Origin of the sequence: Advenella sp. RU8, assembly GCF_048381675.1 — a bacterium.
In the GTDB taxonomy this organism is placed as follows: domain Bacteria; phylum Pseudomonadota; class Gammaproteobacteria; order Burkholderiales; family Burkholderiaceae_B; genus Advenella.
Genome location: NZ_JBLWIS010000003.1, coordinates 34,433 through 49,161 on the forward strand (window position 1 = coordinate 34,433; position 14,729 = coordinate 49,161).

The 14,729-nt window shown below is 52.8% G+C and carries 17 protein-coding genes; 4 read left to right on the plus strand and 13 right to left on the minus strand.

Features of this window, described 5'->3' with window-relative positions:
- The first annotated feature begins 5 nt into the window (after positions 1-5).
- The 3 genes from ACM5Q9_RS05140 to ACM5Q9_RS05150 all read left to right on the plus strand — a co-directional run bounded on the left by ACM5Q9_RS05140 (position 6) and on the right by ACM5Q9_RS05150 (position 1,913).
- The gene (locus ACM5Q9_RS05140) at positions 6-818 is read left to right on the plus strand and encodes a heme ABC transporter ATP-binding protein (protein ID WP_418143669.1); all 813 of its coding nucleotides are present in this window, start codon (positions 6-8) and stop codon (positions 816-818) included.
- Positions 819-901: 83 nt separating this feature from the next.
- Positions 902-1,597 (plus strand): AzlC family ABC transporter permease, encoded by a 696-nt coding sequence (locus tag ACM5Q9_RS05145; RefSeq protein ID WP_418143670.1) that lies wholly within the window; start codon positions 902-904, stop codon positions 1,595-1,597.
- Positions 1,584-1,913, plus strand: a complete 330-nt coding sequence (locus tag ACM5Q9_RS05150) for an AzlD domain-containing protein (protein ID WP_418143671.1) — start codon at positions 1,584-1,586, stop codon at positions 1,911-1,913. The genes ACM5Q9_RS05145 and ACM5Q9_RS05150 overlap by 14 nt, the downstream gene beginning before the upstream one ends.
- 48 nt (positions 1,914-1,961) lie before the next feature.
- Here ACM5Q9_RS05150 and ACM5Q9_RS05155 read toward each other — a convergent pair whose 3' ends face one another.
- From ACM5Q9_RS05155 to ACM5Q9_RS05170, 4 genes are all read right to left on the minus strand, one after another.
- Entirely contained in the window at positions 1,962-2,768 is an 807-nt protein-coding gene (locus ACM5Q9_RS05155) for a thiazole synthase (RefSeq protein ID WP_418143672.1), read from the minus strand.
- Positions 2,769-2,779: 11 nt separating this feature from the next.
- Complete coding sequence (gene thiS / locus ACM5Q9_RS05160; protein WP_418143673.1) at positions 2,780-3,007, minus strand: sulfur carrier protein ThiS; 228 nt, start codon at positions 3,005-3,007, stop codon at positions 2,780-2,782.
- Positions 3,004-4,074: an FAD-dependent oxidoreductase gene (locus ACM5Q9_RS05165; protein WP_418143674.1), complete on the minus strand. Its 1,071-nt coding sequence runs from the start codon at positions 4,072-4,074 to the stop codon at positions 3,004-3,006. Before ACM5Q9_RS05165 ends, thiS begins: the two co-directional genes overlap by 4 nt.
- A 118-nt stretch (positions 4,075-4,192) precedes the next feature.
- Positions 4,193-4,630: a hypothetical protein gene (locus ACM5Q9_RS05170; RefSeq protein ID WP_418143675.1), complete on the minus strand. Its 438-nt coding sequence runs from the start codon at positions 4,628-4,630 to the stop codon at positions 4,193-4,195.
- A gap of 99 nt (positions 4,631-4,729) precedes the next feature.
- Here ACM5Q9_RS05170 and recQ point away from each other — a divergent pair, with 99 nt between their 5' ends.
- Positions 4,730-6,559, plus strand: coding sequence for a DNA helicase RecQ (gene recQ / locus ACM5Q9_RS05175; RefSeq protein ID WP_418143676.1), 1,830 nt, complete (start codon positions 4,730-4,732; stop codon positions 6,557-6,559).
- On the opposite strand, the gene ruvB is transcribed toward recQ, so the two are convergent.
- The 9 genes from ruvB to dusB all read right to left on the minus strand — a co-directional run bounded on the left by ruvB (position 6,556) and on the right by dusB (position 14,685).
- On the minus strand, positions 6,556-7,614 hold the full coding sequence (ruvB, locus tag ACM5Q9_RS05180) for a Holliday junction branch migration DNA helicase RuvB (protein WP_418143677.1): 1,059 nt from the start codon (positions 7,612-7,614) through the stop codon (positions 6,556-6,558). The genes recQ and ruvB overlap by 4 nt on opposite strands.
- Before the next feature lie 128 nt (positions 7,615-7,742).
- Entirely contained in the window at positions 7,743-9,017 is a 1,275-nt protein-coding gene (locus ACM5Q9_RS05185) for a TRAP transporter large permease (protein ID WP_418143678.1), read from the minus strand.
- Positions 9,018-9,058: 41 nt separating this feature from the next.
- Positions 9,059-9,556: a TRAP transporter small permease gene (locus tag ACM5Q9_RS05190; RefSeq protein ID WP_418143679.1), complete on the minus strand. Its 498-nt coding sequence runs from the start codon at positions 9,554-9,556 to the stop codon at positions 9,059-9,061.
- Between the two features lie 59 nt (positions 9,557-9,615).
- Positions 9,616-10,599 (minus strand): TRAP transporter substrate-binding protein, encoded by a 984-nt coding sequence (locus ACM5Q9_RS05195; protein WP_418143680.1) that lies wholly within the window; start codon positions 10,597-10,599, stop codon positions 9,616-9,618.
- Between the two features lie 38 nt (positions 10,600-10,637).
- Entirely contained in the window at positions 10,638-11,210 is a 573-nt protein-coding gene (ruvA, locus tag ACM5Q9_RS05200; RefSeq protein ID WP_418143681.1) for a Holliday junction branch migration protein RuvA, read from the minus strand.
- Between the two features lie 22 nt (positions 11,211-11,232).
- The gene (ruvC, locus tag ACM5Q9_RS05205) at positions 11,233-11,778 is read right to left on the minus strand and encodes a crossover junction endodeoxyribonuclease RuvC (RefSeq protein ID WP_418143682.1); all 546 of its coding nucleotides are present in this window, start codon (positions 11,776-11,778) and stop codon (positions 11,233-11,235) included.
- Between the two features lie 6 nt (positions 11,779-11,784).
- Complete coding sequence (gene purH / locus ACM5Q9_RS05210; RefSeq protein WP_418143683.1) at positions 11,785-13,374, minus strand: bifunctional phosphoribosylaminoimidazolecarboxamide formyltransferase/IMP cyclohydrolase; 1,590 nt, start codon at positions 13,372-13,374, stop codon at positions 11,785-11,787.
- A gap of 5 nt (positions 13,375-13,379) precedes the next feature.
- Entirely contained in the window at positions 13,380-13,616 is a 237-nt protein-coding gene (locus ACM5Q9_RS05215) for a helix-turn-helix domain-containing protein (RefSeq protein ID WP_418143685.1), read from the minus strand.
- Between the two features lie 55 nt (positions 13,617-13,671).
- Positions 13,672-14,685, minus strand: a complete 1,014-nt coding sequence (gene dusB, locus ACM5Q9_RS05220; RefSeq protein ID WP_418143686.1) for a tRNA dihydrouridine synthase DusB — start codon at positions 14,683-14,685, stop codon at positions 13,672-13,674.
- Positions 14,686-14,729 lie beyond the last annotated feature (44 nt).

Sequence of the window (14,729 nt, forward strand, 5' to 3'; positions counted from 1 at the left end):
TAATAATGACAAATGCCATGAAAGGCGAGTCGCTACATGTACATCGCCAGCAACGGTGTATTCTTGACGATGTTTCCATTACCATTGAAAGCGGGCAGGTGCTGGCTTTGCTGGGTGCCAACGGTGCCGGCAAGTCAACACTGCTTGCGGTGCTGGCCGGTGAAATGAAACAGGGTTTGTCTGTGCATGACCGGATTGCTGTTTCGATTAACGGTACGGATATGGCTGGCTTGAGTGCAATTGAATGTGCGCAACGACGCGCTGTATTGCCGCAGAATGCTTCGCTGGCCTTCGACATGAACGTGCTGGAAATCATTGAGATGGGCATGTATCCTTTTTCAGGAATCACGCAGGAGCAGGCTGCTGCCTTGCTTGACCGGGCCCTGGCCTGGGCCGATGTGCAAGGCCTGAAAGCGCGTAACTATCAGACCTTGTCTGGCGGAGAGAAGCAGCGGGTTCAGTTTGCCCGCGTGCTGGTGCAGTTGCTGGCCCAGCGTGAACAAGACCCCGATGCCCGTTATATTTTGCTTGATGAACCAACATCAAGCCTTGACCCAAAATACCAGCAACAATTACTAAGCACCTTGGGCAAGTTGGCTCGGCAGGAAAACGTCGGCGTGCTGATTATCTTGCATGACCTGAACCTTGCCGCGCGTTATTGCGACAGGCTTGCCTTGTTGTGCGATGGCAGGCTCATTGCCTGTGACACACCCGAAAAAGTGTTGACACGGGATAACCTGCACGCGGTGTACGGGATCTACGGTCAGGCTATCCCTCATCCGCTGGTCCCTGAAAAGCTGCTGGTAATCTGGGAATAAAACGCGCTTTACGGTTTGCCGTCATGGCAATGGTGTAATATTTCACTTTTTTTCTCGAAGCAAACCAAAAAGCAATCATTACAATGAGTCAGTTGAAATATTTTGGCCGGGGCCTGCGTGCGGGGCTACCCATCATGCTGGGCTATATTCCGGTTGCCATGGCGTTTGGCATAGCAGGTGCCAGCCTGGGTTTGAGTGCATGGGAATTGATTGCCACCTCATTGATTGTTTATGCCGGAGCCGGGCAATTTTTCATTTTGGCTTCGCTGCAATTGGGTACGCCTTTTGTAACCATGGTTTTGCTGGTTACCCTGCTGAATGCCCGCCATCTTTTATATGGTCCCATTATTGAAAAGTATTTGCCGCAAGGTCTTAAAAATCGCCTGGTCAAGGCGTTTTACCTGACCGATGAGGTGTTTGCCACCTGCTATGTGGGCATGAACAAGGTGGAAACCCCTGCCCGTGGCAGTTGGTATATGGGTCTGGGCATATTGGCCTGGCTATCCTGGGCAACCGGGACGGCGATTGGGGTTTTTGCCGGTGATGAATTATTAAAGGCTTTTCCGGTGGTTGAAAAGACCTTGGGGTTTGCCTTGCCGGCCATGTTTGTGGCGGTAACGGTCCAAAGTATTCAGCAGCATATGCTGAAGGCCATGGCCGCAGGCATTGTGATTACCATTGCGGTGGTATCGCTGGGATTCCCCACCCTGGCTATTCTGGTGGGGGCATTTGGTGCCTGCCTGTTTTACACCCCTGGAGAGCAAGATGGAGAAGTATGAATATGTCATTGCCATGGTCGCCATGGGGGTGCTTACTTACCTGATGAGGGCCTTGCCTTTTGTCTTGATGCAGCGTAGCCGGTTGCTCTCACGCCTGAATTCAGGCCGGTTTGCCATCATGGGCCCGGCTTTGCTGGTGTCAACCACTACGGTGGTGTTGTATTCGGGGTTGGGTGAAACCGGCTCATGGCAGGAAGTAGGGGCCTATGTCTTGGCGGTGCTGATTCTGGTTGGCGTACTGAAGGTGGCCAAAAATACCGGGCTGGCCATGCTGGTGGGCATGGTGGCTTATGGATTCCTGATGTGGCTGGTGTAGTGACCGACAGGGCAGAATATGCCCTGCCGGTTTTAGCAGCGGTTGGTATTACAGCAGGAACGGCCTGCCTGTAACGGGTGTGGTGGGCGTGGCCATGTCTTGTCTGGCCATGATGCCTGCTTCATAGGCCAGTCGACCAGACTGAATGGCCAGTTTGAATGCTTGTGCCATTTTGACCGGGTCATGTGATTGCGCAACAGCGGAATTCAACAATACGGCATCAAACCCCAGTTCCATGGCTTTCACGGCATCTACCGGTGAACCAATGCCCGCATCCACCACCAGCGGAACGTCTGGCAGGCGGGCCCGCAGGGTTCTTAGCGCAAAGGGGTTAACCAGGCCCTGGCCTGATCCAATCGGTGCACCCCATGGCATTAAGATGCGGCAGCCTGCATCAAGCAGGCGGTTGCAGGTAACCAGGTCATCGGTGCAATAAGGAAATACTTCAAAGCCATCCTTGACCAGTTGTGTGGCGGCCGTGATCAGCTCAATCGGGTCGGGCTGCAGGGTGTAGTCATCACCAATCACTTCAAGCTTGATCCAGTTGGTATTAAAAATTTCCCGTGCCATATGTGACAGGGTAATGGCCTCACGGGCGGTTTTGCAACCAGCCGTGTTGGGCAGCAGCCGGGCACCATTTTGCTTGAGCATTTGGAAAAAAGCGTTGGACACCCCGTCGGTCGTGCTTTTGCTTAAGGGGTTTTGCCCCGGCGCAAGCTGGCGTTTAAGGCCAACGGTAACCACCTGTGCGCCCGAAGCGGCGATGGCATCCTGTAAAACCTTGGGAGAAGGGTAGCCGGCTGTACCAAGAAAAAAACGACTGGACAGCAGGGTATCTGCAATAGTGAATGACATATTATTCCTGCTTAGCCACCGGTAATGGGTGAAAAGGTGAAGACGGCATCGTTGGCTTGCAGTGTATAGGCTTCACGTGCCGAACGGGAAACGAAAATTTCATTGATGGCGGTGGCGATGGCGGTTGGGTCAGGTTCCTGACGGGCTTCGATTTGTAATTGTTCAACCAGGGCGGCCAGTGTGGTGCCCTGATTGACCGTGCGTTCAAGACCATTAACTGAAATTGAAATTGTTGTCATGCCTGCAATAAAGAATAATCAGCGGAAAATACCGATTTTAAGGCGTTTTCAACTACAGCGGGTGCGATTAGCCAGCCATGGCGAAACAAGCCGTTAATGCGGGTCAGGCCAGGCTCGGTTTCAATGCGTGGAAAGTTGTCGGCCAGGGCGGGGCGCAGATTAACTTCCGAGTGGATGATCCTGCCTTCTGCTATTTCCGGCAGAATACTGTGGGCAGCGGCCAGCAGTTCAACTGTGGTACGTACCGAAACGGGGGAACGGTCTTCGCTTTCGATTTCACTGGCACCGACCACGATGGTATCGGGTGCGCGCGGAACAATATAAACCCGGTAGCGGGGGTGAAGCAGGCGAATGGGACGGTGCAAACTGACGCCCGGTGCCTGGACCCAGAAAATTTCCCCACGCACGCCCCGTACATTCTGGCAGGAAAGTTCGGCATGGTTATGCATGGGTTTGTCACGGGCACCAACGCCACGGGTATCAAAAACCCAGTCGAAGGTATGTTTTTCGGTGCCGGTATGAATGGTATGCGGAGTCAGCAAGGTAACCGGCCGGTTCCAGTGCCATTGCACATTCTGGGCAGATGCCGCCAAAGCCTGCATGGCCTGTACAGTATGAATCTGGCCTTCGTTGGCCAGCAGCCAGGTGTGGGAGGGGCCCTGTATGGAGGGCTCCAGTCGGGCCAGCTCCTGGCGGGGCAGGGGTTGGGGCTGATCGTGTTCGGGGGCTTTGGCCCTAAGCAGGGATACCAGCCGGTCTGCGGCACCTTCATCACCGCGGTGCGCCACCAGCAGGCTTCCTTTAAAGTGCAATTCAACCGGCAAGGTCAGGCGAGGGACCAGGTTTGCCCATAAATCCAGGGATCGCTTGCCCAGCTGAAAAATGTTGTCATCACCGCTCTCCAGTTCGGCAATCGGGCTTAGCATCCCGGCAGCGGTCCAGCCGGCGGCAACCGGGCTGTTCATGGACGGGGCAGGATCAAATACGCTTACCTGGTGACCTTGCGATGACAAAACAAAAGCGAGCAAACGGCCTGACAGGCCGGCTCCGGCGATAGCGATTTTCATGTTTTTTTCTTTGCCTGTTGAATGATTTTTATGAAACAAGGCAACATTATAAACAGGCCGGCTTTTGCCGGTAACAACATAAACGGCCTGTTTCGGGTTTTATGATGCAGATCAAATCTTACCGGCCCAGTTTTTGTTGCAATTGTGGCCCGTATTGCCTGGCCACTGTTTCAAGGTCGGTATAAATTTGCTGGGTACAGGTTTCGCTGGATTCTGACAGGCAGATGCGGATATGTTGCTGGATATTCAGCCAGGCTGCATGGGGAGCAGGCACATTGACGATATCCACGTTTTCAGCCAGTGCGGTAAAGCGGCCGTCACGGTTAGGATCTGCACCAATAATTCTTACCCGGGCCACTGCCTGGTCGGGGTGGTTCACCAGTTGCAGCACAGGAGACAACATGACCCGGTTTTGCAGTTGCGCAACGATATGGGTGCCGATGGGATCATTGGGTGTGTTGCCACTGATGTAAACGGGAATTTTTGCCAGGGCGGTGGTGGCACAGGTACTGGCCAATACACCCGCCAGCAGTTTGTAAAAAACGGTTTTTTTCATTTCTGTTGATCAGCATTGACTATAATGTCAACATCATACGACTTTTCTGGTTCAGAATTGTTTTAATAACGGTTAAATCAACTACAGCATATTTCAGCAGTGTCACTATCATCAGCCAGCCAGGTTTTACAAACGGTCTTTGGCTACGAATCTTTCCGGGGCGAACAGCAGGCCATTGTCGAACATCTTGTTTCTGGCGGGGATGCGCTTGTCCTGATGCCCACCGGTGCCGGCAAGTCCTTGTGTTACCAGGTGCCTGCCTTGGTCAGGGAAGGGTGCGCCATTGTGGTGTCCCCCTTGATTGCCTTAATGAAAGACCAGGTGGATGCCCTCAAAGAGCTGGGTGTGCAGGCGGCTTACCTGAATTCTACCCTGGATTGGTCGGAAATCCGCGCGGTAGAGCGAGACTTTTTGCGTGGTGAGCTGGATCTGCTTTATATTGCACCCGAACGCTTGCTGGGCGAACGATGCCTGCAATTGTTAAGCCAGGGGCAAATATCCCTGTTTGCGATTGATGAGGCGCATTGTGTGTCGCAGTGGGGGCATGACTTCCGCCCTGAATATATGGGGCTGTCCATTTTGCATGAGCGCTGGCCCCATGTGCCACGCATTGCCTTAACTGCCACCGCCACCACCCATACCCGCCAGGAAATCATCCAGCGCCTGGCGCTGGACGATGCCAAACAGTTTATTGCCAGTTTTGACCGGCCCAATATCACTTATCACATTGTTGAAAAACATGATGTGCGGCGCCAGTTGTTGAATTTCATTCGTGAAGAACATATGGGTGATTCAGGAATTGTGTATTGCCTGTCGCGTAATAAAACCGAGGACATTGCCGAGTTCCTCAGCAAGGAAGGGATTAAGGCCCTGCCGTATCATGCCGGGCTGGATACTGCCCGCAGGGCTGAGCACCAGGCCCGTTTCCAGCAGGAAGATGACCTGGTCATGGTGGCAACCATTGCCTTTGGCATGGGTATCAATAAACCTGACGTGCGTTTTGTGGCGCATATCGATTTGCCCAAATCGGTAGAAGGCTATTATCAGGAAACCGGCCGTGCCGGGCGCGATGGCCTGGCGGCTACCGCCTGGATGGCTTATGGCCTGCAAGATGTGGTACAGCAAAGAAAAATGATTGAAGATTCAAATGGTGATGAAATCTTCAAGCGTCGTTCGGCAGCCCAGCTTGATGCCATGTTGGGGCTTTGTGAAACCGCGCAGTGCCGGCGTGTTCGTTTGCTGGCTTATTTTGACCAGCATATTGAGCCGTGCGGCAATTGTGATGTTTGTTTGAATCCGCCCAAAATGTGGGATGGCACGGTGGCGGCACAAAAAATCCTGTCGGCCGTTTACCGCTTGTTCAAAGAACGCGACCAGCGTTTTGGGGCCGGTCATATTATTGATATTTTGCGCGGCAAGAAAACCGACAGGGTGATCCAGAACCAGCACGATACCTTAAGTGTTTTTGGGGTGGGGCAAGACTTAAGTGATTCAGCCTGGCGCAGCGTGTTGCGGCAGTTGCTGGCCAATCATTATCTGGCACTGGACATTGAAGGCTATGGTACCCTGGCCCTGACAGAAAAAAGCCGGGCGGTGCTTAAGGGAGAGGAAGTGCTTATGTTGCGCCAGGAGTCCGAGCGCATGGCATCTAAATCCCGCAATATCATGCCCAAAACCAAAAAGCCGGTCATTAGCCTGCCTCCTGAAGCCGAAGAGCGTTTCCTCGAGCTTAAGAAGTGGCGGCTTGCGATTGCCCGGGAGCATGAAGTGCCAGCCTATGTGATTTTCAATGATGCCACACTGCGGCAGATTGCCCTGAACAACCCGGAAACGCTTGAAGATTTAAGTTTTATCAGCGGGGTGGGGGCGCATAAGCTGGAGGCTTACGGCGAAGCGATTATTGAATTTCTTGAGGAAATGCAGGCTTAAAACAGTTTTCCGTCTTCACCTCGTGAAGGGGGCTGCAGCCCCAGGTGGCGCCAGGTGGTTAGGGTGGCAATTCGCCCGCGTGGGGTTCTTTGCAGGTAACCGTGCTGGATTAAATAAGGTTCAATCACATCTTCAATTGTGTCGCGCTCTTCGCCAATGGCAGCGGCCAGGTTATCAACCCCAACCGGGCCACCATCAAATTTATGAATAATCGTATCCAGCAATTTGCGATCCATCAGGTCAAGGCCTTGCGGATCAACCTCCAGCATGCTTAAGGCGGCACTGGCCGACTCAACGGTAACCACACCATCCGATTTGACATCGGCATAATCGCGTACCCGGCGCAGCAGGCGGTTGGCAATCCGGGGGGTACCCCGGGCACGACGGGCAATTTCCCGGGCCCCGTCTTCAGTCATGGTGGTGTTCAGCAAAGCGGCACTGCGGCTGACAATTTGAGTCAGGTCTTCGGTGTTGTAGAATTCGAGCCGGGAAACAATCCCGAAGCGGTCGCGCAAGGGGTTGGTCAGCATGCCTGCCCGGGTTGTGGCGCCTACCAGGGTAAAGGGTTGCAAATCTATCTTGACGCTGCGTGCGGCCGGGCCTTCTCCGATCAGGATATCAATCTGGAAGTCTTCCAGGGCAGGGTAAAGAATTTCTTCAACCACTGGAGACAGGCGATGAATTTCATCAATGAAAAGTACGTCGTTTTTTTCAAGGTTGGTTAGCATGGCAGCCAGGTCGCCGGGACGTTCAAGTACCGGCCCCGAGGTTTGCCTTAACTGGGAGCCCATTTCATGGGCAATAATATGGGCAAGCGTGGTTTTGCCCAGCCCCGGAGGGCCGAACAGCAGGACGTGATCCAGGGATTCCTGACGTTTGCGGGCCGCCGTGATGAAAATTTCAAGCTGTTCGCGAACCCGGTGCTGGCCGGTATATTCGGCCAGGGATTTGGGACGCAGGGCGCGTTCAACCGATTCCTCATTGGGTGAGGTGGCTTGTGGGGAAACAATCCTGGCGGGAGGACTGCTGGATAAGGAATCGTTGAAAATGGCCATGGTCGAGCTGCGCAATAATGGAAAAAGACATCGCTGTATTGTAATCTCTTTTGGAGACTGTATGTCCATACAGCGATGTCTTTTGTGCAGAGTTGGCCAAATGTTGCCATAAGGCCTTTCATCAAGGCTTAGCGATAGGCCAGGTCACGCAGCACCAGGGTAATCTCAGGTACATAAGTGATGATCATCAGGCACAATACCGTGACGCCCACAAAGGGTATCAGAGGTTTGATGAGCTTTTCAATGGGCAGTTTGGCCACCGTGCAGGCAGCAAACAGGTTCACGCCAAACGGCGGGGTAATCATGCCAAGGGCCAGGTTAACCACCATGATGATCCCGAAGTGGGTCGGGTCAACCCCAAACTTGATTGCAACCGGAAGCAGCAACGGGGCCAGCACCACGATAGAGGCTGAAGTTTCAATGAACATACCAATAAAGAACAGGGCAATGTTCACGCCCAGCAGGAAGCTGACTTTGTCGCTGAACAGCATGCCAAGCCATTCGCCCAGCGCATTGGGTACGCCGGCACGGTTAAGCAGGAAGCCGAAAAGGCCGGCATTGGCAATCACGAACATGATGACGGCCGTGGCAATCACGGTTTTGCGGAACGTTTCCGACAGCTGGCCAAAACCAATCGTGCGATAAATGAAAATACTTACGATCAGGGCATAAACTACGGCCACTACCGATGCTTCGGTAGGGGTAAAGATGCCGCCATAAATGCCGCCCAGAATAATCACAGGCATGAGTAGCGCCAGCCATGCCTGCTTGAAGGATTCCCAGATGCCCAGACGGCCTTCGCCATCATTCTTGCCATAGCCATGGCGTTTGGCATATAGCCATACATAAATAACCAGGGCAAAAGCAATTAGCATGCCTGGCAGGATACCGGCAATGAAGAGCTCACCCACATCGGTTTCGGTGGAAACTGCAAACAAAATCATGGGAACCGATGGTGGAATAATAACCCCCAGTTCGGCAGCGGTCGCCTGCAAAGAGGCGGCAAATGGCTTGGGATAGCCGTGCTTGACCATCGCGGGAATTAAAATGGCACCTACGGCAAAGGTGGTGGCCACACTTGAGCCGGCAACCGCGGCAAAGATCATGCAGGTAATCACGCAACTGCACGCCAGACCACCTTGCATATTGCCCACCAGGCTTTTGGCGAAATTGACCATCCTGGTGGATATGCCACCCGCTTCCATGAGGTTGCCGGCCAGAATGAAGAAGGGAATGGCCACCAGCGGGTAAGAGTCTAGCGAGGCGTAAATTTTCTGGGCGATAACCAGCCAGTTAATGCCCGCAACCTGGACGCCGATAAGGCTGGCAAGGCCGATGGAAATGGCTACTGGTACTGTCAGGGCAAAGAACAGTAGCATTGAAAGAATCATTAATTGAGACATAAAATTAACCTGAATATTAAGCGGTAACGAATGCAATGACCCTACAGGGGGGCGATTTCATCGTTGGATTCAGCAGACCCTTGTGACCAGTGAACAATCACGGCAATCAGGGCCAGAAATGAGCCGATGGGAATGGCGGCATAAATCCAGGCAATACTGAATTCCAGGCCTGCAATGGTCTGGAAGCGGAACCGATAGGCAGCCATGCAGCCAACCCAGGTCAGGATACCCAGGAAGGTGCTGGTAATAATCATTACCAGGGTGGACAGCCAGCGTTTGTGTTTTTCATTTAGGGCATTTTCAAGCATTTCCACTTTAAGCATGGCGCCTTGGCGGCAGGCCAGTACCAGTCCCAGCAATACCACCCAAATGATGGCGCAGCGCGTCCAGACTTCGGTCCAGTCGGCGGGTGATTCAAAGACAAAGCGGCTGACAACTTGATGGAATGAGGCAATTACGGCAGATAGAAGCAGCAATTGCGCCATTATGGACACCAGTCTGAAGACAGACTTGTCCAGTAATAGAGTGAGCGATTTCATGGCAATTTGAAGAGTTGGGGCTGAAAAAAAACATTCAGCCCCGCAGGAAAAGAAAAAACTTATTTTGTATTCTGGATAGATTCAATCAGTTCTTTCGAGAATTTCTTGTGGAATTCAGGATAGACAGTGTGAACAATTTTGGCAAATTCGGCACGGTCAACGTCCTGGGTAATTTCCATGCCTTCCTTGGTTAGTGTTTCAAGTCCTGATTTTTCCACATTGTCAACGAAATCGCGCATGGCCTGGGCAGCCGCCATGCCTGCTTCTTTAAGCTTTGCCTTGTCTTCGTCGGACATGCTGTCATAAACCATTGGGGATACGACAATCACGGCAGGACCATATACGTGTCCGGTCAGGGACAGGTATTTTTGTTGGGAAGACAGTTTGGCTGAGACAATCACGGAAAGCGGGTTTTCCTGGCCATCAATAGTGCCTTGCTGCAGGGCGGTTTGCACTTCAGGCCAAGCCATTGGCGTGGGCAGCATGCCCAGTTCCTTGAAGGCGGTAATATGGATCGGGTTTTCGGTGGTGCGGATTTTCAGGCCTTTCAGGTCTGCCGGTGTCTTGACCGCGTGTTTGCTGTTGGTCAAATGACGGAAGCCTTGTTCACCCCATGCCAGGGCAACCAAACCACGTTTGGGGAATTCGGCCAGCAGTTTGCTGCCAATCTCGCCATCCAGTACTTTGCGTGCATGCTCCAGGTCACGGAACAGGAAAGGAATATCAAATACACCGGTTTGTGGCACAAAGTTCAGGGTCGCACCGGTGGATAAAATCGCGGCATCTACGGTACCGATTTGCAGGCCTTCAATAACTTCACGCTCACCGCCCAAGGCGCTGTTGGCAAATTGTTCAATTTTGATTTCACCGTTGGTGCTTTTGCCAATGGCTTTTTCAAAAGCATTGGCACCGGCACCATAGTGGGAGTCTTTGGACAGGGCATAAGCCATTTTCAGGGTTTGCTCGGCCATGGCTGCGCTTGAAAAACACAGGCTGCCAATAGCGGTGGCTAGAAGAACTTTTTTAAACCATTGAGGACGCATATTATTTCCTTGAAACTTGATAATGTAAATTTAATAAATTATTTTGCTAATGATTTCAAAGCCATTCTGATGCCTTCTGAAACGGTAATTTCAACCGGCAAGGTTTTAAGCGCAGCTTGTGACTCCCGCTCTGAATATCCCAATGCGATCAGGGCATTGAGGATATCGGTTTGACTATGGTTGACTGGATTGGTTGGTGTGGAGTGAGTATCTCCCAGTTTGCCGCGCAGTTCAAGCAAAAGGCGCTCGGCGGTTTTTTTGCCGATGCCCGGGACCTTGAGCAGTAATGTGGCATCCTGGTTGGCGATACAGGATGCCAGGTCACTCACACTCATGCCCGAAAGCACAGCAAGGGCAGTGCGTGAACCGATGCCGCTGACTTTGATCAGGGCCCGGAAAGTACTTCTTTCTGTTGCATGCAGGAATCCAAACAGGGTATGGGCATCTTCCCGGACCGCCAAATGCGTGAACAGAGTCACTTTGGCACCCAGTTCAGGCAAGTCGTACAGGGTACTCATGGGAACATCTATATCATAGCCAACACCATTGACATCCAGGCAGACAGTGGGGGGCAGTTTTTCGATAAGGGTTCCGGTAAGACGTCCGATCATGATAATGCAATATAAAAAAAGGTTAACCAATCAGCCTGCCAGCCCGCATGCGGGACTTATGGCTTAGTTGCCCTGCTTCATGGGATTTGAGTTTTTGTGACAGGGGATTGGCATGGGCATGGCAGATGGCACAGGCCAGGGCGTCGGCCGAGTCAGGTGCAGGCAAGCCATTTAAGGATAATAAATACTGAACCATTAATTGCACCTGTTCTTTTTTGGCGTGTCCATTGCCCACCACCGCTTTCTTGATTTGCAGGGCCGTGTACTCGCTGACATTCAGGTTGCTGTCCGCCAGCGCGCACATGGCTGCCCCGCGTGCCTGTCCGAGCAAGAGCGTGGATACCGGGTTGGTATTGACAAACACTTTTTCCAGCGCGGAATCATCGGGCCGATGGGTCTGGATAATTTCACGGATATTATCCAGGATGGCCTTAAGGCGCTGGTGCAGGGGCAGTTCTGTGGGAACGACAATGGTCCCGCTGGCCACATAGTGAATGCGCATACCGCTGGCTTCAATCACACCGAAACCGGTGCGACGAAGGCCAGGATCAATGCCAAGTATGCGCATTGCGGATTAGTGGCGGAAGTGGCGGGTGCCGGTAAAGACCATGGCAATACCCTGCTCGTCAGCAGCGGCAATCACCTCATCGTCACGGATGCTGCCACCCGGTTGAATGATGCAGTCGGCTCCTGCGGCAACGATGACATCCAGGCCGTCACGGAACGGGAAGAAAGCATCTGAGGCGGCTGCGGAGTTTTTCAGGGACAGGCCGGCGTTTTCAGCCTTGATGGAGGCGATGCGGGCAGAGTCGATACGGCTCATCTGGCCAGCGCCTACGCCCATGGTCATGCCGTTGGCACAAAACACGATGGCGTTTGATTTCACGAATTTGGCGACATTCCAGGCAAACAGCAGGTCTTGCATTTGCTGCTCGGTAGGCTGTTTCTTGGTAACCACTTTCAGGGCACTGGTATCCAGGTCGAAGGCATCCGGGTCTTGAACCAGCCAGCCACCGCCCACGCGCTTGATGTCAAAGTCATTTTTACCATTGCCCATCGCAAGTTCAAGCACGCGCACGTTTTTCTTGGCGGCCAGCAATTCCAGTGCTTCGGCAGTGTAAGAAGGTGCCAGCAACACTTCCATGAATTGTTCGCTGACGGCTTGTGCTGTGGCCAGGTCTACCGGACGGTTGAAAGCAATGATGCCACCAAAGGCGGAAGTAGGATCTGTTTTGAAGGCTTTTTGGTAAGCGGCAACGGCTGACTCGGCAACCGCAACCCCACAAGGATTGGCGTGTTTGACAATCACGCAGGCGGGCGCCTCGAAGGAACGAACACATTCCCAGGCCGCATCGGAATCGGCAATGTTGTTATAGGACAGTTCTTTGCCTTGTAACTGGCGATAGCGTCCCAGCAAGCCTTCGGGCGCATTGGGGTCAATGTAGAAGGCAGCAGACTGGTGCGGGTTTTCGCCGTAACGCAATTCCTGATGTTGCTGGACCTGAACGGTCAGGATAGAAGGCCATTGTTTGCGGGCCGGTTCGGCTGTTTGTGCCGGTGCGGCATCGGCCAGGCTGCTCAGGTAGTTGGTAATGGCACCGTCGTAAGCCGCGGTGTGGGCATAAACTTTGCTGGCCAGTTTCAGGCGCAGGGCGTAAGAGGTTTGGCCGTTGGCATCAATTTCCTGCAAGACCTGCGGGTAATCGGCAGGGTCAATCACTACCGTTACGCCACCGGCTTCGGTGCCATGGTTTTTGGCGGCGGCACGCAGCATGGCAGGGCCACCAATGTCGATGTTTTCAATCGCGTCGGCAAAGTTGCAGCCTGGCTTGGCAATGGTTTCACGGAAAGGATACAGGTTGACCACCAGCAGATCGATAGGGTCAATATTGTGTTCTTTCATGGTGTTCAGGTGGATCTCGTCATCCCGGCGACCCAGCAGGCCCCCGTGAATCTTGGGATGCAGGGTTTTGACCCGGCCATCCAGGATCTCGGGAGAACCTGTGTGCTCGGCAACTTCGGTAACGGCAAGGCCTGCTTTTTTCAGCAGGGCGGCCGTGCCACCGGTGGACAGCAGCTTGATGCCACGTTGTGCAAGTGCTTGAGCAAATTCGACAATGCCGGTTTTATCTGAAACCGAAAGTAAGGCAGTTGAAAGTTTCATGGTGATTAGATTAAGTGATGTGTAATAAGTTTTTTACGCAGGGTATTGCGAGTGATGCCAAGCATTTCAGCCGCCTTGGATTGGTTGCTGTTGGCTTTTTGCATAACAACTTCAAGCAGGGGTTTTTCGACGCAACTGTTGACCATTTCCCAAAGATTGCTCGGATTGCTGTCACCGAGTTCCTTGAAATACAGTTCTAGGTTGGTACGGACACACTCTTGAAGATTTTGAGTATTATTCATGGCGTAACGAAATTAGTGGAATTATATTGTTGGAGACAAAAATACAAGGGTATTTTCAGTGCACCAGGCTGGTTGCCGGTTGCTGCCCTTGGCGGATAATCAACTGATCAAACCATTGCTCTACGGCCGTGTACTGATCATGACTGTTGTCGATTCGGTTCATCCTGTCACAAAAAGAGGCTGCTCCGGGCAGTTTGCTTATGTACCAGGCGATATGCTTGCGGGCCGATCGAACCCCGGTGTATTCACCATAGAAGGTGTAATGATGATGCAGGTGTTCAAGCAGGACGGCTTTCATATGCCCGTATCCGGGCTTTGGCAGCAATTGGCCGGTATCAAGGAAGTGATTGATTTCCCTGAAGATCCAGGGGTTTCCTTGTGCGGCACGGCCAATCATGATGGCATCTGCTTTGGTGTAGTCTAGTACGTATTTTGCTTTGTGGGGATCGGTGATATCCCCATTTGCAATTACGGGAATTGAAATTTCGGTCTTGACCTGGGCAATGGTGTCGTATTCTGCCTCTCCGGTGTACAAGTCGCATCTTGTGCGGCCATGCAGCGTCAAGGCGGCAATGCCCAGGTTTTCGGCCAGGCGGGCTACGCGTACCGCGTTTTTGTTTTCCCGGTCCCAACCGGTTCTTGTTTTAAGCGTAACCGGCACATTGTAAGGGGTACAAGCCTTGACAACGCTTTCGATGATGTGGGCAACCAGGGTTTCATTGCGCAGTAGCGCAGAGCCGGAGGCAACACTGCAGACTTTTTTGGCGGGGCAACCCATGTTGATGTCTATGATGCGGGCGCCTTTTTCGATGTTGAAAACGGCGGCTTCAGCCATCATTTCGGGGTCTGCACCGGCAATCTGGACGGCAATCGGATCTACCTCGCCTTCATGGTTAAGGCGTCTTGAGGTTTTGACACTGTTCCAGAGCTTTGGGTTGCTGGCGGCCATTTCCGATACGGCATAACCTGCTCCTAGCCGTTTGCAAAGCTGGCGGAAAGGACGATCGGTCACCCCCGCCATGGGGGCGACAAAAACAGGATTGGGAAGATGCCAGGGACCGATATGCATGCGCAGATTTTAACCAATTTGGCTGTCGCTGAGTAAAAAATGAG